Here is a 22,762-nt window from a genome sequence, read left to right on the forward strand (position 1 = left end):
TTTTATTCTCCTGTCATTCCCTGAAAGTTCCTTTTTTGAGACAGATTTCCGGCCCTGGGCCGGTTGACGATGCTCAACCACAGCGTCGCCAATTTGGGGTACACCACATTTGCGGAAAAAGTATCCGCAAAGCTGGCGTGTCCCCTTGCCGCCAGTTCCGCGCGCGCGTCATCATCACTGATCGCGTAGCGCAAAGCCCGGCGCAATTCCTGAATATCCCCCGCCTGCGCCAGCAGGCCCCGGCCATCGCTCAATACATTGGCGATGCCGCCCACCGGCGTCGAAATCACACAACAATGTCGCGCCAGCGCCTCCAGAATAAACATCGGCATCGCCTCGTCTCTGGAAGGCAGCACCGCAATGGCGGCGCGGTCCAGTAGATCCATGAGCGCCTGATGGGACAGGCCCCCCACGAATTCAGCGTTGCGCAGCGTCTCGGGAACCACGCCCGCATCAATGATCGGCCCGGCGATGACCAGCTTCCAGGCGCCGACGTTAAGCGTCGGATCGACATCGCCCTCAGCCTGCAATTCTTCCCAGGCCTGCGCCAGCACATCCACGCCTTTGCGATAGGTGACGCCGCCGCCGAACACCGCCAGCTTCTCCTTAATGCCCGCCCTGCCGGTGGCCACCGCATTGGGGATATACACAATGCGCTCCGGCGCCAGGGTTTGGGCCACGATAGCGCGAGTCTCTTCACTCAGAACATGAACATAATTCGCCCTCGAAAGGACGAAACGCACCAGTTTCGGATAACGCCGACTGAACTCGGCGAAACGGCTGCCGTGTAACTGTGCGACCACCCCAAAGCCCAGCAGTTGCGCCAGGGTTAGCAAACTGCCCTCACGCACGAAAGAACCGTCCTGGGACAGATGCACCACTATGGCGTCCTTGGTTCTGCGTCCACGCAGGCGCAGAATTCTCCACATGGCGCTGAAATACAGTCCAAGCGCTTTGACGCCTTTGGAGCCGTCCCGAGACGGGATTACCTCCACTTTGAGGTTTTCAAACGGCCAGTTCAGGTAGGCGTTGATCACCTGGGTCATACCGCCCGCCACCTCGCCATGTCGCCCTACGTGCCATACCACGGGCGTCGACTTGTTTACGCTCATGCTTCACGCCTCCGCACCGCCTCCACGAAAGACACCAGCTCTTTGCGGATACCGTCCAGGGACGCCCTGGCCTGCCCCAGCGTATTCAGATAACTTTCCCGCTGTCGCAGCGTATCCTCCAGGAACTGGCCGATGCGTTCCGCAGACCAGGTCGCGGCGCTTTGCCCCACGCCTTTCAATCCAATGGCCTCAAAGTGCCGATCCACCTTGCTGGAATTATCTGTGGTCAGACCCGCCGGCGCGGCGCCTTCCGTATAGGCGGCGATGAGCACATGGAGACGGTCGCTGACCACCAGCGCCGCGCGTCGATAGACGTCCCGCAAACGCTGCTCCTGCTGCATATGGTCATGGCCGTCCCAGTCCAGAACCTGCCCGCCCAGGCTGCCGGCCAGCTCGCGGGAGCGCGCGGAGTCCATCAGCACCTGAGTCACCGCCATGATTTCCAAATGATATTTCTGCGCGAAATCACGGACAGCCTTCCGCCAGGCGTCGTTGGGCGCCGGCCGGTCGCCGCGCATGGACACAATCAGATAGCGACGATTCTCCATGGAAGAAATACGGCTGAGTTCGCCGCCTTCCGCAAACGCCAGATCCGGCATCACGCCGCCGTGCCCCAGGTATTGGAATGAGCCCTGATCGCGCCAGTAGGTGAGATCGGACACTTTCAGCGAGGGCGTTATCAGGCGGCGATAGAAGCTGGAGAAATTACGCACGCCAGAGCCCAGACGCGCGACGCTGCCGCCGCGCGCCTTGAAGCGTTTCGCCATTGGCAACACGCCAAGGTGCTCCTTCATGCCTTTCAGACTCAACTGAATTTCTCCGGGCTTGAAAAGATAGATGCTTTTCTGGCGCCGACTGGCTTCCATACCGGCGCGATACCAGGACAAAAACGAAGTATAGACATGATCGTCCGGGCGCAACTGCAGCGCCTCGGTATAGCCGGCGGGAGCGTCGCCGGTAAACACATGCAATCGCGAATCGCCCTGCAGCCACTTGGCTAACGGGCGTCTCAGGATGATGTCGCCGATGTTCTGGTATTGACCGATAAGAGGTAAAAAAATCGGGGTCATGATTTCAACTTCCTTGCTTCAGAGCCTCGTGACAGGCTTTCTCATGGATGGCGAAGTAGGTTCCAGCCAATTTCCTTGCAATGACTGGATAGTCCCTGTGGGTTCTTAGGTAGCGAATGGCGTTCTCCATTCTTTGCCGGCGCATTTCCGGCGCTTCCTTGAGCAGCGTTTCCGCCGCGTTCGCAAAGTCTTCCGCGGTATAAGGAACGCACAGTCCGGCGCCGGATTGCTCGATCACCATTTGCTGGTCCGGGTTGTCGTTACAGACGACGGGCACGCCCAGCGCCATGTATTCGATCAGTTTGGTCGGCGAGGAGCAGTCAAGCAGCTCGCCCCGGGGAATGGGCGACAAGCCCACTTCCGCCTGGCGAATGTAGCGCCAGGCTTCCTGAATCGGCAGCCAGCCGGTCCAGATCAGAATATCGTCGACGCCCAACTGGCGCGCCCGTTCCTGCAGCCAGGCCTTGTGCTGTTGATCATGGGTGTCGCCGACGATCAGCAGCACAATATTGGGAAGGCGCCAGCGCAGCAGCGACGCCATTTCAAACAGGGTTTCGATATTGCGCACGTAATCCAGGCTGCCCAGATAAATCAGCGCGCGTCGGCCCCGCATGCGCTTATCGACGCTGACATCGTCTGTGGCGTCCGCATCAAAAGCCGTTACGGAAGCCTGCATGCGCTCCAGATCCACGCCCATGGGAACCGGGGTCATGCGCTCGGCGGGCGCGCCACGGTCCGCCATGTCCCGTTTCATTCGTTCCGACTGCACAAAGATATGATCCGCCCGACTCAGCACGAGTCGATACAGAACAAAGCGTCCCAGCAGTCCGCGCAACAGCAAAGGCAGCGAAGCGAGCTTCTTCAAACCTGTGGCCCGGCGGGCGCGGTCTATCTGGCCTTCCGGATAGGGATAAGAGCACCAGTACAGGAATGGCATGCCTTTGAGACGGGCGAGTATCAGCGCCATTAACGCGATAAAGGGCATATCCCGCACCTGTACGCCGTCATGCCGGTCGCGTCGGGACTGCGCCAGCGCCTTGAACATATGCATGAATACGGCGAGATGTTTGAGTCGGCGCGGCGGGTCCGCCAGAATCGCCTCGCCGCCGCCCCAGGCCTCCTCCTGTTCCTGCGCGCCGGGTTTGCGAAACGCGACAATGTCGGAATACACCCCATGGCGGGGTAAACAGTCGCCAAAAAGCAGGCCCACATCCACTCGTCGAGCGGGAAATAACCCTGGCGTCAGATAAAGCAGTCTCATCGTTCTCATGCCGCGCGCGCGCCTCTCTTAACTAGCGATTTCAATAATCCTGTCTCCTCTACGGTGAAAGGCCGGAGCAACCACACTGACACCACGAAAGCGCCAACGATCAGCAGTGAATAACCCAGCAATGGAATAAGGCCGGCGCCGAGCGCCGCGACGGAAACGTCCGGGCTGATCGCGCCGGGAATGATCGCCACCGCCATGGCCAGAATGAGTTTGGTCTGATTGAGCCAGTCGAAAGCGTAATCGCAACGCTGCTTGAGGCCCGCGATGATGAAGCTGTTAAACAGCACATGTCCCAGCCCAATGGCGATCACCGCCGCCCACACGCCGAAGCCCAGGTGCAGCAGCGCCCACAGGCTGGGCAACGTGATCAAGCCCAGGGCTGCGCCCCATTTACACAGGTTGGCCTGATCCATCGTCACGGCGGCGGTTTCCAGTAAAAGCCGCTGGCTGTATGGGATCAGGCACAACAGGAATCCGAAGAACAGGTAACCGGAGTCGCTGAATTTGCCGCCGGAAATAAGCTGGATGAGTTCGTCGCCGAATACCGCCGCCACGGACACCAACGGCAGCAGAATCACCAGACTGACTTTGCCGGCGGAATTGGTCAGGCGACTCAGCTCAGGGGCGCCGCCGCCGTTGACGTAGACCGCCACCAGTTTCGGCCGGATCAGGCTGAACAGCAGCGACGCCGGCAGGTAGCGCGCAATCTGGTCATTCAAGGTGCGCAGAAAGCCGAACACCGCGGAGGCCTCCGGCCCCAGGTATTTCTGCAGCAGATTAACCAGCGCCTGCGGGCTGTACAGCAAGGTCAGCAAGTGCGCGAAATACATGTGCAGGGATAGCCACCATTGCTGGCGAATGGACGGCTCCGTCCAGCCCGCCTCCCCCTGTAATCCGCGCATCGAACGACAGAATTTGATCAGGCACGCCAGCGCGACGGCGGTTCCAAACCCGGACGCCGCCAGTTCGATCAGCACCACTGCGTACAGGCCTATCCCAGGCTGCGCCAAGGTTTGCGCTGATGGCAAAAGTATTGGCAGGGTAAGGTTGGAACCGGAAAGCCGCCACAGGACGAGTAACCCAGCCAGATAAAGCAGCTGCCGCCCCACCATGCTGGCCCGAATGCCGCCCTGCAACAACAGCGGCCCGAGCACCGCCTCCCGCAGGAAACGGCCAACGCCTTCCACCAGAAAGACGCCCAGAAACACCAGTGCGGCGGGCCGGAACGCCTCCAGCCCCGCCCAGCTGAGATAGGCATCCATCAGCCCTGCGAATAGCAAGGCGCAGGCGATAAGCGCCGCGCTTTGCCATGCCACGACGCGGCGGCAGAACCCAATCAAACGAGGACCATCAGCCTTAAGGCGATATTCAGGAAGCTGCCGCGCAGTGAGCCAGGCCAGCCCCAGTTGCGCCAGGGAGCGGCCAATTTCCGTCATAGCCAGCAGAGTGACGTAGGCGCCGTATTCCGTCACCGGCAGCAAACGCACCGTCACTAACAGAATGCCGAGGGTCAGCAAGGCGGAGATAACTTTGCCGGACAGGAACTTCTTCGTGCCGGAAATCAGCGCCTGACGTGAATAAGGATGACTCATGCCGCCGCCTCCGCATGTCGGGATTCACGGTAAAGCCACGCCAGATACCCCAGCATGCCCCAGAACAGAATCTGAAAGGGCAACCCCTCCAGCAAGGTGCTGCGATAAACCGGATAGATCATGCAAAGACTCAGCGCCGCCTGGATGCCGGCGGCGTCCGCCATGATCCGGCGACCAAATCGCGCAGCGCGCAACCTGCCGGCTGTCAGCCAGGCCGACACTAATACGCCGTAGAACAGCAGAGAGCCCAACAGCCCCTGCTCCCACAACAAGGAAGACAATGCCGTGAGGCTGACTCCGAAGCCCGGATAACGCAGCGCAATGGTTCCGCCGGTGGCGTCGTGGGCGGAGCCGATGCCGCAGCCGAAGAAGAAAGAGACGGGGTCATGCAGGCCTTGCTGATGGAACCAGAACAGCAACCCGGTGAGACGATTCAAGTAGTAGCCGCCGTAACCCTTGTCGCCCATGTTGTAGGCCATGGTGTCGGACAGCATTTCCGACAGGCTCTGCGCCTTCACCAGTTGCAGATAGGCGTAGGCGGCGCCCAGTGTCAGCAACGCGCCGACGATCAACCACAGCACCGCCAGGTGGGGCTTTCTCAACAACTCCCGGCCATACAGGGTGACGAACATCACCGGCAGAAAAATCACCACGACCTTGGTTTCACCGAGGAACAGCGGCGTCAGAGCGAACAGCCCCAGGACTGCAAAGTGGCGCGGCGTTATCAGCTTTTCGCTGCGTCTAGCCAGCAGAAAGCCCAGAGCGATGACCAGAAAGCTCGCCATTTCGGCGTTGGCGCCGCCGGCGTAGCGGGTTGCGCCGAAAGTGCCGGCTACTACGTCGATGGGGATCATGCCGGGATAGGCGTATTGCAGGCTTTCCCTGACAGGCACGAGCTTGAGCAGCTCATAGAGCGCGAACGGCAATTGCACGATCACCAGCGCTGCGAACAGCCGCACCCAGCGGTCCATGTCCGCGCGGGAAAAACTTAGCCAGGCCAGTGCGAAACAGACGCCCATGACCTGAAAGTAGCGTTTAAATCCGCTGGCGAGTTCAAAGAGCGTCGATTGCGCCGCGCCGTTCAATAAGGCGTAGCCGACAAACACCAGCGCCAGCCAGATGAACAGCGGCTGCTTTTCAGCGCTGCCGGGATTGAGCAGGCGGCGCGAGGCGGCGCTGAGGAACAGGATCAGGCCCAGTACGGAAATGCCCCACACTGCTTTCTTGCTCAGGCCTTCCGCCCAGATGGGCGCCAAGCCGGCTACGAACAGGCCTAAAAACAGGATCAACCACAGGGTGATGGCGGCGTTGGCGAACGCCAGCAGGCCGACGATCATGCCCGCCGCCAGACCCGCCAGCAACAGGTTGCCGGTGGAGGCGACCATGCCGAATACAACGGCGGCGCCTAGCGCTCCCAGAATGATCAGCGCTTCCACCCCGTATCGCTCAAAAAGCACCAACGCGCTGCATGCGCCGGCTTGCAACTGCTGACTGAAAATCATCGAACATCCTTTCGATTAAAAGTAAGAGTCCTTCCGGTTATTTACTGCGTCAACCTGTTATGTGAATCCTTACTGAGTCAAACCCGCCAGGCGCTGTCGCGACGCTGGCGATATTTCCGTTAAAAGCGCGTCCACCAGCTCCCGCTGTTTCTGAAACGCGCGCAAGGAATCTTTATCCACGGAGGACACGCGAAACAGCAGTCCATCCGGAATGTAACCACGGAAGCCGTAACTGACTTCCTTCAATTTCTTGTCCACCTTGTTGGCGATCACCTTCTCCCCCACCGTCGCCCAATAAGTGACCGGTTCATGGCGCTGCCCCTGTGACGTCAGCAGACGGGTGATGCGAATCTGGCCATAATCGGTCTGCAACAACCCGGAGGTCTTGTCCGCCAAAGTGAAACCCTGGGCCGGATAGCAGACTTCCGGGTAGTGCATCTGAATGGCGTCGCGCTGGTCTTCGCCGTATGCAATGGAAACCATTACTCGGTAACCCGATTCGTCCACATAGGTGCGGGAAAACGTCTGGTTATAAATGCGATCGATCGTCTCCCGGGTCTGCGGATCGACGATCTGGTTGGCGGAGTGCGTGACTTCGCGCCACCCGCCGAACACTTCAGGAATCATCGCATCCAGCTTCACTTTGGCGATGTGATCCGACAGCATTTCCCTCGGCGTCAGGGCGTACGCCGACACCGCCGAAATCACCATGGCTGCGCAGGCGATCAGACTGGTCTTGTGATTACGCATTGGCCTGTCTCCTCCTTGTCGCCGGTTTCAGCGCCAGATGCAGAATCGAGTCGACGCCAATAATCAGCAACAACGCGCTGACAAACAGCACGATGCCGGCGAACCCATGCAGAAAGCCCTGCCCCGCCTCATCGCCGTAGTAATAGGTGATCAAGGTCAGCGCCAGCACCCTGATGAAATTGGCGACAAATGAAATCGGAACAATGGCGATGGCAAGGGCGACGTTACGCCAGATCGATTCGTGACGTACGATGTGCAGATAGAACAGCCCCATCGCCTCCAGCGTAAACAAGGTATGCAATCCCGCGCAGGCGTCGGCGATCAGCAGGCGGTATTGGCCGACCTGCAGAATCACTCCTGATCGGGATACCGGATAGCCCGCCCAGTAAAGCACCTGATCCACGGACCAGGACACCGCGGTTTTCATGGGCAGCGTCAGCGCGCTCACCAGCGGTCCCGGCAAGGGCGCCATAAAAATCATGAACAGCAGTGGAAACCACATCATTTTCATTGCTTCGCGACCTCGCAGCAGCAAAAGCAGCCCTGCGACCACCGGAATCTGCGAGCCCACTTCGAACAGCAAAATGTCCTGCGACCGCCCCAATACATATAGAACCAGGCCGCCGCCCAGGGCGACGCCGCCTTCCAGAGAGGCGGGAGCAAACTCAAGCCGGTGAATGTCCTGGCGTTTTTTCCAGAAAAACCACAACACCAGAGTGAGAATAATCGGCTCATGCCCCTGCTCACCCGACGCCCACAAAGAACCGGCCAGATCGTAGTAGGTGGGCAGATAAAGCACGACAACGCCTAATAGTACGGGCGACCATTCGCTAATCGCCGGAATATGGGGTCGGGTGATCGTCTGCTGCATGATGTTTCAGTGCTTCGGCGTGTGAGTGTCAGGTTTTGTTTAATAGACTCCCGGCGATGGCGACGCCGTTTTGCTCCAGATTCGCCACCAGGGATTTAAGGCCTCTGACGTCAGTTTTGTGCTGGCTCGCCACCACCAGCGCCCCGCCCGCCTGGGCGGAAATCGGCTGCGCGTCGGAGACCGACGCTCCTGGCGGAGTGTCGAAGATGACGATGTCGTAGTGCGCCTTCAATTCCTCCATCAGACTGGGGAAACGCGGCCGGCTGAGCAGCTCCTGGGGATTGGGCGGAATCGCCCCGGCGGTCATCAGAAACAGCCCCTGCAGGCCTTCAATCCGTCTCACCGCCTCCCGCCAGGGAATGCGATCAGCCAGCACCGTAGAAAACCCAAATTTATTGGCGCGCTTGAACAGCTCATGCTGCCGCGGCGTACGCAAATCGGCGTCCACAATCAACGTGCGCTCTCCCAGTTGCGAGAACACCACCGCCAGATTGGCGGCGACAAAACTGCGGCCTTCGCCATGATTGGCGCTGACCACGGACAAGGCTTTGCGCCCGTTCTGCGCGTCAAACCAGCGCAGCAGCAATTGGCTGCGCAAAGCCCGCAGTTGTTCGACGATATGACTGAACGGGTTGAACGCGGCGACCACTTCCTGACTGATGCGGTCGTCGGACGCCTGCAAATAGGAGTAAACAAACTGCTGCGACAACGCGAACTGAATATCCTGGTCGTCCAACAACCCCAGCTGCATGGCGGCGTCGCCAAAACGCAGACCGGGCTTGCTTTGCTGCAAACGCAGAATCTGCTCCGCGGCGGCGGGCTCCAGACGCCCGCTGTCGATCAATATGGCGCCAATGGATGGCGAATGACTGCTGAGGTTTAGAGCTTCCATGTTCATCAGGCTTCTCCCGCCAATGGATAAGAGCCGCCCGCCATCGCGCCGTTCTTCAGTCCCGACGGTCTGGCGGTATCGGTCTTCCCTTCTTTTTTCTTCGTCATGGATACCGGCGCTTTACTCAATTGCGCCAATACGGGAACGCCAAGTGCGGATTGCAGATCTTCTACAGAGCGCACCCTAGGGTTGCGTAATTCCAGAATCAGCGCCGCGCCGACAGACAATAGTCCTCCCAGCATCACCGCGATAACAAGATTGAGAAACAACATGGGCTTGCTGTGCTTGAGGGGCGGCGACGCTGGCGTTAATACGGAGACATTGGTCTGCACCGTTTGCGCCTCCAGCTGACTTTGCGTGAGACGCTGGCTGATGGCGTCGAAATCACGCTGCGCGGTTTCCACCTGATGGGACAGAATCTGAATCTGATCATGCTGACTTTTCAGCTCCAGCATTTTCTTTTTCTGTTCTTCGATGGCGTCTTTCAGTTCCGCCTGCTTGGCTTTGCTGACGCGTCCAACTGTAGAAATGGATTCCGCGATCTTGGCGGTTTCCATGCGCAGACGGGATTTCATGCTGGCCAGTTCGGACGCGGCGCTTTTGTATTGCGGGTGGTTGACGCCATAGTCTTCGGACAACTCCTGCAGCCGCGACTCCATGCGCGCAATGTCGGTTTTGAGCTGGATGATCAGCGGATTGCGCATGATTTCCGGCAGCGTGTCGCTACCCTGGTTGAAGCCCTGCTTGCTGGAGGAATCCGTGCCTTCAGCCAGGGCCAGACTCAGCTGCGCGGTCAGCTCGCCCAGTTTCTGGTTTTCGAAATCCAGGCGATCATTGGTCACTACGATGCCGGTTTCCTGTTGAAAATTAGACAGCGCCTTTTGCGCTCTTTGCAGGCGCTCGCGCTGGGTTTCGTATTGCTGCTCAAACCAGGCGGCGTATTTTCTCGCCGGCTCCGCCCGCAGATCGATCGTGGTGTCGATATAGGCTTGTGCGAACGCGTTGGCGGCGGTGGCGGCGAATCTAGGGTCCGTGGCGCTGAACTCCACACTGATGACATTGCTTTCCCGGGCGGGACTGACTTCCAGATTTTTCTTCAGACCCGGCGCCATCCACACGGCGATGGTTCCCTGGCCGCCGGTTTCCTCCAGCCACTTGTCGCGGGTTTCCGGATTTTCGTCCAGTTTCAGCAGACGCACTACGCCCTGGGCGACGCGATCGCTGGTGATGATATCCATCTGCGTCGCCATATAACCCGGCGACATCATGCCCGGCAGCACCATGCCGACAATGCGGTCGGGGGTCTGCACGTCCAGCACCACGGTGGTGGAGGCCGTATATTCTTTGGGAATGAGCAGGCTGACCACGGCGGTGGTCGTTATCGTGGCCAGCAGAACGCTCAGCACTACCCAGCGCCGCGCCCACAGAACCAGTAATACATGTTTCAAGGTCATTACGTATCTTTCCTGGAACAGATCTTTCCTAGAACAAACTTTCGCGAATGTAGATAACGTCATCGGCGCGCACGAGGTCGTACAGCTCCGATTCTTTCAACTCCACATCGCCTTTGGCGTCCTTGCGATACACCTTGATGCCATTGTCGGTGCCGCGCAGGCTGACTCCCCCGCCCTGGGCCAGAGCCTGTTGTACGGTCATGTTGCGTTCGACCCGATAGACGCCGGGACGCTGCACCTCGCCGTAGATGTAATACACCGGGGCCTTATCTACAAAGATCACATCGCCGCCAGCCACCAGGATGTTAGCGTTGCGCTCCCCCTGGGCGAAGATGGCGGGGAAATCCACCTCTCTGTGGAACGGCCTGCCTTCGCGAATTCCTGACACCACGACAATGTCAGAGCCTGAATCGGTGACGCCGCCGGCCATCGCCAGAACGTCGGAAAGCCGGGTCTTTTGCGTCTCCAAAGGAAAGCGGCCGGGGCGGCTTACCTGCCCCAACACCGAAACCTGATTGCCGCGAATTTCCAGCAGCGTAATGGTGACCTGCGGGTCCTTCACGTATTTGCCTTGACGCAAACCTGCGGCGATTTGCTGTTCCGCCGCCGCCAGGGTTTCTCCACCCAATTGCAGGCTGCCGATCAGCGGGTAAGTAATACTTCCGTTTTCGGAAATACGGGTATCCAGAGTCAGGTCCGGTTGTTGAAATACGTTGATGCGAATCGCGTCCCCGGGGGCCAGGCGGTAATTCAGGCCGGCGACCTCCGCCCGGACCGGCGTAAACAGGATCAGCGTCAACAGACCCAGCACTATCTTTGTTCGCATTTGCGTCAATTGCATGACGTAAGAAAATAAAGCTTCCATGTTTTTAGTCGCCGTTACGCATCACTTCCCAGTTGTAAAGAAACGGCGTCGGCATTGCGGATATCCTCTCCGCCCTCGACGCCGCTGTTTTCAGTTCCTATCTCCACGCCTGCCTCCCCGCCCGCGGCAGGGATGGCGAGCCGCTTGAAGTCGCCGACATACTCGATGGCGGCGCTGTGTTTTAAGCGCTCGACTTCTTCGGTAACGGTTTTTTGTACCTTCAAATTATGAAGATATTGTGTAATGCGGGGCTTGGCGTCTTCTTCCGACACCGCTCTTTCCTGCGAGGCCGCCACTCTGACGACCAAGTAATTGTTGGGGCCCTGGAACAAGGTCATCGCGCCGTCTTCCAGCCCGGCTACCTGGGTCAACAATTCCAGACCGATCTGCTCCGCGGAGCGGTTCGCCGCATTGACGCGGTATTGCACGCCCTCTGATTTCAGCCAGGAAACGATGTCTTCCAGTTGTTTGGCGTTATTAACTTTTTCATTAAGTGGTGCAAGCAGTTCCTGCCGCGGCTCAATGGCGACTTCCTGCAGGCTGTACAGCTTGCGCTCAGCGAATAACGCGGGATGTTCTTCGTAATATTGGTGAATGTCTTCCAGAGAAGGCTGCGACAGCGCGCCAATCACCTGTTGCAGATACGCGCGGGCGATGATGCTTTTCTTCATGGATTCAATCGCCATGACCACATCGGGACTGCGGTCCAGCTTAAGCTCCACCGCTTTGTCGTAGGCGACTTGCTGCTCCACCAGCTCATCCAATGCCTGCGCCCGCGCCGTGTCGGAACTGACGCCCTGAGAAGGCTGCTTGGCGAGTATGGCGTTAAGCTGATGAATAGAAATTTCCGAACCGTTGACTTTGGCGACTACCTGGGTTGCGTCCGTCGCCTCGCCTGCGCCGCCGCACCCGGCCAAAGAACCCGTCAGGGCGGCCAGAAAGACAAACTTCGGATAGGAAGTTCTATGGAGAAACATTGCTAAATCCTTTAGTTAATATGTGCGGCGCGATTGACCACACAGTTACACATTCCTACATGTGGGCTACATACTAAACCTAAAAAATTTCCAGTGATAGTGATTCTCACTAAAAAGTAAAGGTTAACGACAGGGTCGCCATATCGCTGTTGAAATCCGCGTTCGCCTGGTTCGAAGCACGCCTCTCCCGCTGCAACGCCGCGCCTATCAGGACGCAGTTGGCGGGGCTCCAGTCGCCCCCTAAAACCAGCGTTTGCAAGCGGTCTTTACGCCCATCCAGTCCGGTCAGCAAACCGCCCTGATAGTCCCTTTCTTCATAGCGCCAGCGGGCATGCAGACTCACTTTGGCGGAGTAGCGCCACAGCGGCCCGATGGAGATCAGACGTCGCCGATAATAACTGCTGTTATAGTAAGCCTGACTGGTCATCACTTTACCGACATCTGTAACCGGCGAGCTTTGATAGGACACCAGATTTTGTTCGACCGCCGCGGACACACGGGTTGATCCTGTCCATTGATAGTCCAGACTCAGCCCGCCAATGACGCCTTGATAGTCACGCTCGCCGTAGTGATCGTGTTCGCGTTCGACATAACCAAGGTTGCCGCGGATTTTTGATTTACCGCTGAACATCCACAGGAAGCGCATTTCCGCAAGACTCTGTTCGAAACCGGAATCCACACGGTCCGTCGTGCTGATGACGCGATTGGCGTAATCGCCGTCTGTCTTGCGCAACGAGACGGAAACATTGCTGCCGGAAGGCGCTTCATATCCCATGCCCAGTTCGAGAGAATCAGATTGATAGTCCCCTTCAACGCGATACAGGGAGCTGTTTTCCTGTTGATAGTGGGCGCCGCCGGCCAGTAGTTTCCAGCCACCGGCGACACGCCAGTCCGCGTCCAGGTAATAGCGACGAAGGGTGCGGATATTCTGTTCGGTTCCGGAAAAGTCGGCGAAGCTGTTGATGGATTCGTTGTAGTCGGCGCCGAGCACGCCCTGCAGTCGGCTGGTGGCTAGCCAGTCCCAGGCTGCTTCGGCCTCCCAGGCGGAGTAATCCAGGTAGTCGTAATGATGGTAGCGGTTATCGGAAAACCGGGCGTCCAGTTTCAGGTTCTGGCGGGAGATCGCCTGCTCGCCGCTGACCGCCGCGAAGGTGGAAACAATCTGCTCATTTCTTTCGTTATCGGAGGTCGACCGGAACAGGTTGTCTTCATGACGCAAAAGGCTGCCTGCGCTGAATTCCCAGGCGTCGCCGACTTTACCCTGCGCCGCCGTGCAGTAAAACAATGACAAGCCCGCTGTAATCCATGCGGTAGGTTTGATCGGACAGAACATTTGAATTCGTCACTCACATAAAGAACGCGATCCTGCGCTCCAAAGAATTTTAAGGCAGACGCCGAACACCCTGCGCTGAAGTCGTGAATGACCTGAATAAAAAGAGTCGAAGCCATGACGCACGCTTCAAGCGACGGAAAATCCAAGATCCCTGGATGGCGTCTGTGTAGCACAAAGCGAAGGCCATTCTAGAGGAGATTCCGTTTCCTTACTATTACGAAATAGGATGCTTATATTACGAAATCAGGATAATTCGGCGGAGTTGGTTGCAAGCCCGCAGCCTCTTCGTGGCGGGCCGCGTTGAGAATAGAGGTTTGCGCAATGACTCCACATCGGAGCGAGATGAGCTAGACTGGTTAGGTTAAGCAGTTGAACAACAAAACAGGCCATTAGGGACCACAAAGAGCTGTGATTAGGGAGAACAAAAAGGATGACTCAATCTTTGATTGACGGCGACTGGCGCCAGCTGCTCATTGACGACAACGTGTGCGACGCCCCCAAGCATCAGGTTATCGACGCCAAGCGCAAGCAACTGCAGGACCTCAAAGCACGACCGGATACCCCCGTCCAGGTTCGGCGGCTGATTATCTCCGCCTGTGATGCGCTGGAGCGTTTGAAGGGGCATGTCGGCGCGGAGGAGTTTTATGTTTATTACGGACGTCTGACTGACTTGCTCAGAGTCATTGGCAAGGAACTGGAGGTCTGCGGCATCGCCGTTGATTAGCCGCGTTGCGCACAAGCCGTCGCCTTAATATTTGGGTATTGGGTCGGCGACGCGCGGGCGTATATGAGAGCGGGAGTATTGGTCGCCCATGTCTCCCGCTTAGGTTTCAGACTATCAATCCGTCAGACAAATAACGTCCGTCTATTTGTCTGCTAGCGACCTATCTGTCAGTGAACGACAAATTGTCTGCAAACTACAAAGTGAAAGCTTACGCTTTCTGGCTGCGTCGACGGGCCACGTAGCCCACGATGCCCAGGCCGGCCATCCACATGGCGTAGGCGTCGGCTTCGGGAACCATGGTTACAGCGGCTGCGCCGAACTGATTGGAAGCGAAGTAAACGTCACCGATCAAGATAGAATCCGTGGCGCCATTCAGGTTGAGGTTGATCTCGCCCAGCTTGGTTTTCCATCCATCAAAAACGCTGCTGTTATAAGCGCCGATAATGCCTTCGTTCGCCGGGCCCGCATACCATTGAAAGCTGGTAATGTTGCCGTCTACGATGGTCAATACGCCGCTGTCGCCGTCCTGGGTGCTGTCGGGAGTCCAGGTGACGCCATCCGGCGCCTCTTGACGAGTCCCTTCAATACCGCCAAGCATGCCGCTCACAATCGCCAGATTCAGGCCATTGGAGTTGAGGCTCACCTGGTGCGTACCAGTCAGGTAATTATCGAAGTTGGGAAGAATAATCTGACCGAGGAACGTCGCGTAGGATGCATCCTCCATGAATATGTCAGTATATTCGTCAATCGTTTGTTGGCTGTGATAATTCGGGTCAAAAGTCAGGTCGACGCTTCCGGAAAAATCAAAAACCAGTGTGCTGGCGCTAACGCCCATACTCACTGCCGAAAGCGTTGTCGCCAGGACTGCCCCTCTAAAAGGATTCATGTTTAACTCCTTGTTTTATTGGGTTGAGGTCCATTTCCATAGGCGATACAAAGTTTCTAACTAATACGACTCATAATAGAAATACGACGTCGCCGACATGAATAATACTCATTCGTATAAAAAGAAAACAACTGTTGACACAATAAAAGTCCAACAACCGTTACGCGATTTTTCATTGGGTGATCAAGATATCGAGCGATGTGATAAAGCGTTCCGAATCCAGCCTGCATCCGTTGAATCGCCTGCCTGGACAGGGTCTACCACTGCTCGGACAACGTCATCAGTACTTAATACCATCGCCCCCGAAACCACCGAGTAATCCGCGCTGTATTTGACATTAAGCAGGCCAGCGCGCCTTTGTTTTTACCGCTTTATTCCATTTTCTTTATGGACGTTACAATCGCTTATATATGCAGCGTTCTCTTTTTATCTTTTAAAAACACAATAAATCAGATATGTATCAATTAGATTACGGATACATAATTATTTTTTAACTTTTTGCAGGTCTTTTCATACATGGAGCCTCATAACAATTGGTTATAAATTCGCCTTTGCAGTGCGCGCCTTATATAAATATCTAATAAAAATAATCTGTTGCAAATTACGCAGTCACAGGAGCAATAACGGCTCTCCTGCCGGGGCGATGGATTTGGACTAAGCTGATGGAGTCGGGTTGTTTTGTTCTATCACTGGAATAAGGAAATTGCTATGAGCGACTATGTGATTGGCGGCTGGACGCAAAACCCTGCAGACTCTTCTCCTCAGTCTTTTTCTTACACCATGTATGGCATGGTGACCAACCTTTCCGGGCTAACGACCGGCACGCCTCAGTCTCCGGGGTGGAGTCCGGACACGACTGCTGCGCCTGGCGGATCGGGCAAAGTGCTTTGGACCTACGGCGGCGGTGGCTGCACGCCGAACAATATGCCCCAGAACGCGACGGAAGTGAGCGCCATCGTCAATGCCACCCAAACCAAAAACTGGGCCGGCGTGGATTTTGATGACGAGTGCTACATGAACGTGGACATGCTGGTTGAGACGATGAGCAAGCTGAAATCGCTCAACAAAGAATGCAGTTACACCTTTCTCGCTGGCTGGGATTACAACAACCCCAGCGCCTCCAGCGAGGGAACCAAGATCAATCAGGCCGTGCAAACCATGGCGCAATCCGGCGCGGTCAATCGTTTCTGCCTGATGTGCTACGCCGAAGCCATGTGGAGCATGAGCGATATAGAGGCCAATGTCGGCCCGGCCATCAAACGCACCATATCCAACGGCGTTCCCGCCAAGCAGGTGATACTGGCGCTGACGCCCGCCGGATTGAATCAGCAGAACCTGACCTACTTTCTTGATCAGGTGACGCAAAACGGCATTGGCGGTCTCTTTATCTGGGACTACCCCGCCATGCCCAGCAGCTATTTGCAGCAGATTGAGCAAACGCTGTTGGGCTAGCGCTTTTTCAACGCATTATTCCAGTTTTCACTACTGTTGGAATAATGCGTTTGCGACTGCATTAAATTCACATCTCTGGCGCATGGCGGCGGAGCCCTGCTTTACCATTCTCTACCGCCTCAACTTCCAGCCTGACCTTCGCCGTCGCCAGCGCCGACACACGTTCTGCTTCCGCCGGAGTTGCGCCCACGGTCATCAAATATCCGGCGCGGTCATTGCTGTCGTTCAGGGAGGTAACTCTGTCACCGATGCGGGGATAGATTTTTATCTCCCTGACGCCATCCAGCGACTGAGCCTCATCCGGGCCGGCGATGCTTTTTAATACGCCGTTTTCGGTGGTGAAAAACCTGAGCAGCACGGCGTTATTCCCGTCGGCGTCCACCAGATCGTCGACGTTGAACTCCCTGCCCAAAGCCGCCAGCAGGGTTGCTTTGGCGAGGTTAAATCCGGTTGCAGCGCGAACGAATCGGGCTTCTTCGCCGCCGCCGATTCTGGGCATGACTTCGATGATGCGATATTGCTTTGCGTGGGAGGACGTGACGATCACCTGGGCGAAAAACGGCGCGGTATCGACGCCCATTTGTTGCAGCGCGGTTTCCATGTCGGCTCTGAGTTGATCGAGTAACTCAGCCGGAAGATCCGTCGGATATTGCTTGGTTAATGCGACGCCAAATCCCGCTTCCGTCCGCGATGGACTGCCTCGGTATGAGGCGATGAAGGGCGCGACCCGCCCGCGATAGATAAAGCCGCTCAGACTGTATTCAACGCCTTCCACAAACTCCTGAATGATCGCCCGCGATTTCAGGGATGCATTCAGGGCGGATTTAACCACCGATTTCAACTGCTCTGGATCGGCGGCGGCTCCCACGCCTTCCTGTCCCGTACCGTCAACCGGCTTGACCACCACGGGATAACCCAAGGCTTCCGCCAGCGAGGCGGCCTGCTCATATGACTCGACAAAATCATAGCGGGGCGCAGGCAAACCAGCGGCTCTCAGCAGCGCAGCCATACGCAGTTTATCCAGCGGCAGCGCGGCGGACGCCTCCGACACATAAGTGCTGATTCCGCATTGGGCGGCGCACTCCGCCATCAACTTGATCGAACGATCGCTGCCGGCGGACACGATCCCATCGAATGCATGTGTAGACGCGTACTCGACAATACTTTTCTTATCATGACGGTTAAAAGGAACCCGCTGAATGCGCTCAGCAAGCGCCGGATCAATAATCGCATCCCTGTCATCCACCACAAACACTTCAAACCCCAACTCCACGCCTTCCTCGATCAGCGGGAGCTGTATATGCCCTCCCCCAATCACCAGCACCTTGGCTTTCTTCACGCAAAACTCCTTATCTCACCACTCAGTCGGCGTTCCCTTGTGAAACAACCTCGACTCGCCTTTGCGAAGTTCAGTATTAATGTGGCCTTTCACGGTGATTCCCAAGTGTTTGCAATACACGGGACGCATTTCAGTGACATTGGGCAAGAGCATTGAGTAATAGCGTTGAGTAAGAATATTGAATAAGAGTGTTGGATGGCGCTGCGCTTATCCAACCTACGGTTTATAAATTGTTCGCTACTTGTAGGTTGGAAAAGCGCAGCGCCTTCCAACAACTGAGTTACAGGCTGCGGCGGCAATCGAAGGCGCGCGTTTCCAGGAGTAAAGTGCGCTTTGTCTTTCAAGCCCCAAACCGGGCCGTCAGCGCGCTTAACTCATCCGCCAGGGCGGAGAGATTTTCCGCTCTTTGGGCGACTTGCACGGCGCGGTCTGAGGACTGCCCCGTCACTTCGTTGATGGATACGATGTTTCTGTTGATCTCTTCCGCCACGGAATGCTGTTCCCGAGCTGCGGCGGCGATCTGCGCGCTCATTTCGCTGGCGACTTTTATCGCTTCCGACACCTGATTGATGGTTTCGGAGGTGCGCTGCGCATACTCCACCGACTGCGCGGTTTTACCGGAAGCCTGCTCAATCACCGACACCATGGCCTGAGCGCCGGAATGCAGCCGCTCTATCATATGATGGATCTCTTCCGTTGACGCCTGAGTCTTCTGAGCCAGACTCCGCACCTCGTCGGCGACCACCGCGAATCCGCGGCCCTGTTCACCGGCTCTGGCCGCCTCAATGGCGGCGTTCAACGCCAACAGGTTGGTCTGCTCAGCGATACCGCGAATGACATCGAGGACAGCGCCAATGCTTTTACTGTCCTCGTTAAGTTTGTTCACAACTTCCTTGGCGTCCTGCATGCTCTCGGAGACTTGCGCAATCGCCGCCGACGCCGCCTGAGTCACCTGCAGACCCTGCTTCGCTGCTTCATCAGCGCTGGCGGACGCTGTTGAGGATTGTGACGCGTTCTCCGCCACATGATTCACCGTGCTGGCCATCTGATTGACCGCCGCCGCAGCCGTCTCGGTCTGCCGTTGCTGTTGGTGGATGTCGTCGTTGCTCTGGTCAGTAATATCCGACAGCTCTTTGGCGGAAGCCGCGACATCGCGGGTTAATCCGACAATCTTGGTGAAGGTTTGCGACAGGTCGCTGACGAAGCGATTAAACGCTGTTGCGATTCGGCTGATTTCATCGTTTCCATCCTCATCCAGCCTGCGGTTTAGATCGCTGCCGCCGCCGGAAATTTCTTCCATCGCCACAGCAATAGTGTTAATGCGACGATGCGCCAATGTCCGATACAAAATGGCGGTGAGCCCCAACACAGCGAGCAAGGCCAGCGCCAATAAAACCGCTATTTTGGAGCCCAGCGCCTGTCCATTGGCGAGAGGCCCGTCAATGTTGATGTCCACCTCCAATACGCCTCGGACGTCTCCCAGTTTCCAATCATTTTTAGGTGTGTCCGCCCGGGTGTTGTGACAGGAGACGCAGGCTTGCGCCACCATCTTGTCCGCCACCGCAACGCGCACCACGGACCCCAGCTTGGCGTCTTTATCCACCTGTGAAAACGTGGTGTCCGGATCTTTGGTCAAACTGGCCCAGGCGGCCTGACCAAAACTGTCGAGGCGCCGCTCGGACCGGTTAGGAAACGGAAAGGCGCTGTACAGTTTCAGCGTCATGCCCTTTTGTGAAAACTCTTTGCTCAGGTCGTGAATCATCGTCGCTGGCAATGGGATCGCATCCTTCTCCTTACCATGGTCAAAAGACGCCTTCATGCTCGAATTTCCCAGCACCTTCTGCACGACATTCTTGGTGTAGTAACCACGCAAGGTCTTGAACTGCTGCACAACCTGCTCCGCCGACGCGGTGGCCTCGCTGATGGCGTTGGCTTCAACCGCTTTGGGGATATAGATGTAGATTGCGATGACGGACAAAGTGAAAACAACAATAACAGGAAGAGTGATTTTCCAGATGAGAGAGAGTCTGTTCATACCGCTGCTCCTCACCACAGGCAGGCCGGAAGCCCTGAAGGTTTCCGGTAATGATTAAGGGACGAAAGCGGGCCTATGTATATTAAGTGTAGTCCTATTGCCGATTAGTTTTGGCGTTTATAAGGCAAAAATGCAGAATCAAAACTTCCCATTGTCATTCTTCCATTGCGACCTGGGAGGGATGGGTTCTATGGTGTCCCAGTGCTCGACTATTTTGCCTGCTTGCACTCGGAACAGGTCGTAGAATGAGCTGTGCGTATCGCGCCACAGGGCTTCGCTGACGCTGAGTACAAAGTCGCCCTCCGCCAGGACTCGGTGCAAGGTGGTATAGGTCAAGGCATAACGGTCATTTTCCCGTATGGACAGAGCTTCGTGGAGGGATGCAACGCCATCGCGCATCTCAGGGTTATGCTGGATAAAGTCTGTGCCGGAGACGAAGTCCTCCAGCCGTTGCAATTGTCGATTTATCAGCACTTCGTTCACGTATTCCCGCACCAACGTTCTATTGGTTTCCGTCAAATGCAAGTCGCTGGATTGTTGTGGACCATCCAGCATGCCGTGCCCGGAAGGGTTTGGGCCAGCCAGTGGCTGGAGATTGTCCCAGTGCTCCACCGCCAGGCCGTCTTCGAATCGAAACACCTCAAACGCCGCCTTAACTGAGGAGAACTCGTATTTCATGTGGGCGAACACAAAATCCTGATCTTCAAACGCCCGCACCATCGTCACTTTAGGTCCGGTCTTGGCGATTTGCTTGAACAGCTCCGCCAGTCCCAGGCTGCCCTCGCCGGTATGAGGATTGTGCTGCACATATCGTTTCTCGTTAACGACGCTGGCGGCGTCCGGGTCGCCGGTTTCTATGCCTTTCAGCAGTTTGAAGACTTTCTCTTTGTTGCTCAGTTCACTCAACATGATGCGACTCCTTTTTTGATTTTGATGCAGCACCAGCTATACCCGGTTATAGCAGTTATATCAGTTTTAGCAGCTGTAGAAGCCAGGCCCGACCTACGCAGACCTGGCTTTTTCGGAAGCGCGTCTGCGGGATGATCAATCCTGCGCAGGACGCCAGGGGAACGGCCCCATGAATTCATCCGCCAGGATGCGCCAGACGTTCATCGACAGCCATTCATCATAGCCGACCCAGTCTTTGTATTTGGGCAACCGCAATGTGGAGGCGATGGCCATGGGCGGCGTGCCTTTCTTAAGTTCAGCATAAAACTCGGCGCGCAGGTCCTGCAGGTAGGTCAGTTGCGCTTTGACATCTTCTTTGTCGCCGCCTTTTAGAGGCTCGGCTTTTTCGTTGTGAGAGAAAATGACGGTGTCGAAGTCGAGTTTAAGCACTTCATTCAGGGTTCTCTCCCACTCCCGCAGATTGAAGTCCGGCACGACGGAGAAGATAACCCGGTTCGGCGTCACGATATCCGCCAGATAGGCGGTTTTGCTTTGCGGCAGATAGAAAACGGTCATGCCCAGGCCGTGATTCATGCCGAAATAATGCAGGTCGATTTTCAGGCCATCCACATCGAACTGCTTGTAGTCGCCCTTCCAGGTTAATGTCGGCGCCGTCATGTCCGGATAGGGATTGGCCCGCATCCAGGCCGCCGCTTCTTCATGAGCGACAGTTTCCGCGCCTGCTTGAATAAACACCTGACCGCCGCTGGCGTGATCCCAGTGGTTGTGGCTGTGAAAGGCGTATTTGACGGGCTTGGCGGTTATCTTTCTGATAGCGGTCAGCATGGCTTGCGCATGTTGTGAGTTCATCGTCTCGAAAACGACGACGCTTTTGTCGGTGATGGCGAACATGGAGATGTAACCGCCGTCCAGGCTGAAGGAATACAGGTTGTCGGCGACTTTATAGACGGTTTCCTGCAGCGCGGCCTTGGCGGGCGCAACCGTCAGCAGGGTCGCCAGTAAGACGACGATGGAGGCAAAAATGCGTTTAAGTGAATGTTTCATACCAGATGCCCAAATGCGGATTAATGTGAATCTGCATCCAGTATATTTAGTTGCACTTATTGATATGAATACCTAGGATTGCAAAACCTAAATGCAAAAAGTGCAATAAGATGAGCTCTCCTGAAGCGATCTTTATTCGCGTCGTCGAAGCCGGCGGCTTCAAACAAGCCGCGTTGCAACTGAACATGGAACCTTCGACGGTGAGTCGCAAGGTCGCCAAACTTGAGCAACGCCTGAAGGCGAAACTGCTGAACCGCTCCACCGCCCAAACCACGCCTACTGAACTGGGCAAAGCCTACTACCAGGGCCTGCGCAGGCTGTTGGACGAGCAGGACGCTCTGGAAGAAGAGATTTTCAGCAACAGCAAAGACGTCAAAGGACATCTTCGAATCGCCACCACCGTGGATCTGGGTGACACCTTCATCGCTCCCATTGTCGAGCAGATGCTGAAGCTCGCTCCTGAGCTAAGCGTCGAGCTGATCCTGGGGGCGGACATCGCTGATCTGCCAAGAAGCAATATCGACGTCGCCATCCGCCTCGGCCGCATCGAAGACTCGGAAATGTACGCCAAGTATCTGGGAGAAATCCCCCGAGTGCTGACGGCCAGCCCGGAATACCTGAAAGCCCACGGAACCCCGAAAAAGATCAGCGATCTGGCGCAACACCACTTCGTGCTCTACTCCCA

General features: G+C 56.5%; 20 protein-coding genes. 3 read left to right on the forward strand and 17 right to left on the reverse strand.

Translation table 11 applies throughout. From position 1 onward, the window contains the following. Window positions 1-2: 2 nt before the first annotated feature. The 12 genes from KP814_RS28780 to epsL all read right to left on the reverse strand — a co-directional run bounded on the left by KP814_RS28780 (window position 3) and on the right by epsL (window position 13,646). Window positions 3-1,112, reverse strand: a complete 1,110-nt coding sequence (locus KP814_RS28780; protein WP_216740001.1) for a glycosyltransferase family 4 protein — start codon at window positions 1,110-1,112, stop codon at window positions 3-5. Continuing rightward, a complete protein-coding gene (locus KP814_RS28785) occupies window positions 1,109-2,182 on the reverse strand; it encodes a polysaccharide pyruvyl transferase family protein (protein WP_216740002.1) in 1,074 nt (357 codons plus the stop codon). The genes KP814_RS28780 and KP814_RS28785 overlap by 4 nt, the downstream gene beginning before the upstream one ends. A 4-nt stretch (window positions 2,183-2,186) precedes the next feature. Next, entirely contained in the window at window positions 2,187-3,452 is a 1,266-nt protein-coding gene (locus tag KP814_RS28790) for a glycosyltransferase family 4 protein (RefSeq protein WP_216740003.1), read from the reverse strand. Further along, the gene (locus KP814_RS28795; protein ID WP_216740004.1) at window positions 3,449-5,044 is read right to left on the reverse strand and encodes a lipopolysaccharide biosynthesis protein; all 1,596 of its coding nucleotides are present in this window, start codon (window positions 5,042-5,044) and stop codon (window positions 3,449-3,451) included. Before KP814_RS28795 ends, KP814_RS28790 begins: the two co-directional genes overlap by 4 nt. Further along, window positions 5,041-6,546, reverse strand: a complete 1,506-nt coding sequence (locus tag KP814_RS28800) for a hypothetical protein (protein WP_216740005.1) — start codon at window positions 6,544-6,546, stop codon at window positions 5,041-5,043. Before KP814_RS28800 ends, KP814_RS28795 begins: the two co-directional genes overlap by 4 nt. A 69-nt stretch (window positions 6,547-6,615) precedes the next feature. Further along, complete coding sequence (epsI, locus tag KP814_RS28805; RefSeq protein WP_216740006.1) at window positions 6,616-7,296, reverse strand: exosortase-associated protein EpsI, B-type; 681 nt, start codon at window positions 7,294-7,296, stop codon at window positions 6,616-6,618. Further along, window positions 7,289-8,167: an exosortase B gene (gene xrtB / locus KP814_RS28810; RefSeq protein WP_216740007.1), complete on the reverse strand. Its 879-nt coding sequence runs from the start codon at window positions 8,165-8,167 to the stop codon at window positions 7,289-7,291. The genes epsI and xrtB overlap by 8 nt, the downstream gene beginning before the upstream one ends. A gap of 28 nt (window positions 8,168-8,195) precedes the next feature. Next, window positions 8,196-9,065 (reverse strand): chain length determinant protein tyrosine kinase EpsG, encoded by an 870-nt coding sequence (gene epsG, locus KP814_RS28815; protein ID WP_216740008.1) that lies wholly within the window; start codon window positions 9,063-9,065, stop codon window positions 8,196-8,198. Further along, window positions 9,065-10,513: a chain length determinant protein EpsF gene (gene epsF, locus KP814_RS28820; protein WP_216740009.1), complete on the reverse strand. Its 1,449-nt coding sequence runs from the start codon at window positions 10,511-10,513 to the stop codon at window positions 9,065-9,067. Before epsF ends, epsG begins: the two co-directional genes overlap by 1 nt. A gap of 28 nt (window positions 10,514-10,541) precedes the next feature. Next, entirely contained in the window at window positions 10,542-11,378 is an 837-nt protein-coding gene (gene epsE, locus KP814_RS28825; protein WP_216740010.1) for a polysaccharide export protein EpsE, read from the reverse strand. A gap of 14 nt (window positions 11,379-11,392) precedes the next feature. Then, window positions 11,393-12,355 (reverse strand): EpsD family peptidyl-prolyl cis-trans isomerase, encoded by a 963-nt coding sequence (locus tag KP814_RS28830; protein ID WP_216740011.1) that lies wholly within the window; start codon window positions 12,353-12,355, stop codon window positions 11,393-11,395. A 109-nt stretch (window positions 12,356-12,464) separates the two neighbouring features. After that, window positions 12,465-13,646, reverse strand: a complete 1,182-nt coding sequence (gene epsL / locus KP814_RS28835) for an XrtB/PEP-CTERM-associated polysaccharide biosynthesis outer membrane protein EpsL (RefSeq protein ID WP_216740012.1) — start codon at window positions 13,644-13,646, stop codon at window positions 12,465-12,467. Between the two features lie 472 nt (window positions 13,647-14,118). Between epsL and KP814_RS28840 the strand changes: the two genes are divergently transcribed. Continuing rightward, a complete protein-coding gene (locus tag KP814_RS28840; RefSeq protein ID WP_216740013.1) occupies window positions 14,119-14,412 on the forward strand; it encodes a hypothetical protein in 294 nt (97 codons plus the stop codon). Between the two features lie 208 nt (window positions 14,413-14,620). On the opposite strand, the gene KP814_RS28845 is transcribed toward KP814_RS28840, so the two are convergent. Further along, window positions 14,621-15,298, reverse strand: coding sequence for a PEP-CTERM sorting domain-containing protein (locus KP814_RS28845; protein WP_216740014.1), 678 nt, complete (start codon window positions 15,296-15,298; stop codon window positions 14,621-14,623). A gap of 708 nt (window positions 15,299-16,006) precedes the next feature. Here KP814_RS28845 and KP814_RS28850 point away from each other — a divergent pair. Then, window positions 16,007-16,750: a hypothetical protein gene (locus KP814_RS28850; protein ID WP_216740015.1), complete on the forward strand. Its 744-nt coding sequence runs from the start codon at window positions 16,007-16,009 to the stop codon at window positions 16,748-16,750. Window positions 16,751-16,817: 67 nt separating this feature from the next. On the opposite strand, the gene KP814_RS28855 is transcribed toward KP814_RS28850, so the two are convergent. From KP814_RS28855 to KP814_RS28870, 4 genes are all read right to left on the reverse strand, one after another. Further along, entirely contained in the window at window positions 16,818-18,089 is a 1,272-nt protein-coding gene (locus KP814_RS28855; RefSeq protein ID WP_216740016.1) for an ATP-grasp domain-containing protein, read from the reverse strand. A gap of 340 nt (window positions 18,090-18,429) precedes the next feature. Then, window positions 18,430-20,124 carry a methyl-accepting chemotaxis protein gene (locus KP814_RS28860; protein WP_216740017.1) on the reverse strand — a complete coding sequence of 565 codons (1,695 nt, stop codon included), beginning with the start codon at window positions 20,122-20,124 and terminating at the stop codon, window positions 18,430-18,432. Window positions 20,125-20,262: 138 nt separating this feature from the next. Next, window positions 20,263-21,033: a hypothetical protein gene (locus KP814_RS28865; RefSeq protein ID WP_216740018.1), complete on the reverse strand. Its 771-nt coding sequence runs from the start codon at window positions 21,031-21,033 to the stop codon at window positions 20,263-20,265. A gap of 135 nt (window positions 21,034-21,168) precedes the next feature. Then, window positions 21,169-22,077 carry an MBL fold metallo-hydrolase gene (locus KP814_RS28870; RefSeq protein WP_216740019.1) on the reverse strand — a complete coding sequence of 303 codons (909 nt, stop codon included), beginning with the start codon at window positions 22,075-22,077 and terminating at the stop codon, window positions 21,169-21,171. Window positions 22,078-22,187: 110 nt separating this feature from the next. On the opposite strand from KP814_RS28870, the gene KP814_RS28875 reads away from it, so the two are divergent. Next, on the forward strand, window positions 22,188-22,762 hold a 575-nt coding region (locus KP814_RS28875), incomplete at its 3' end, for a LysR substrate-binding domain-containing protein (protein WP_216740020.1).

The sequence above is a fragment of the Hahella sp. HN01 genome (assembly GCF_018986435.1).
Classification (GTDB): Bacteria; Pseudomonadota; Gammaproteobacteria; order Pseudomonadales; family Oleiphilaceae; genus Hahella.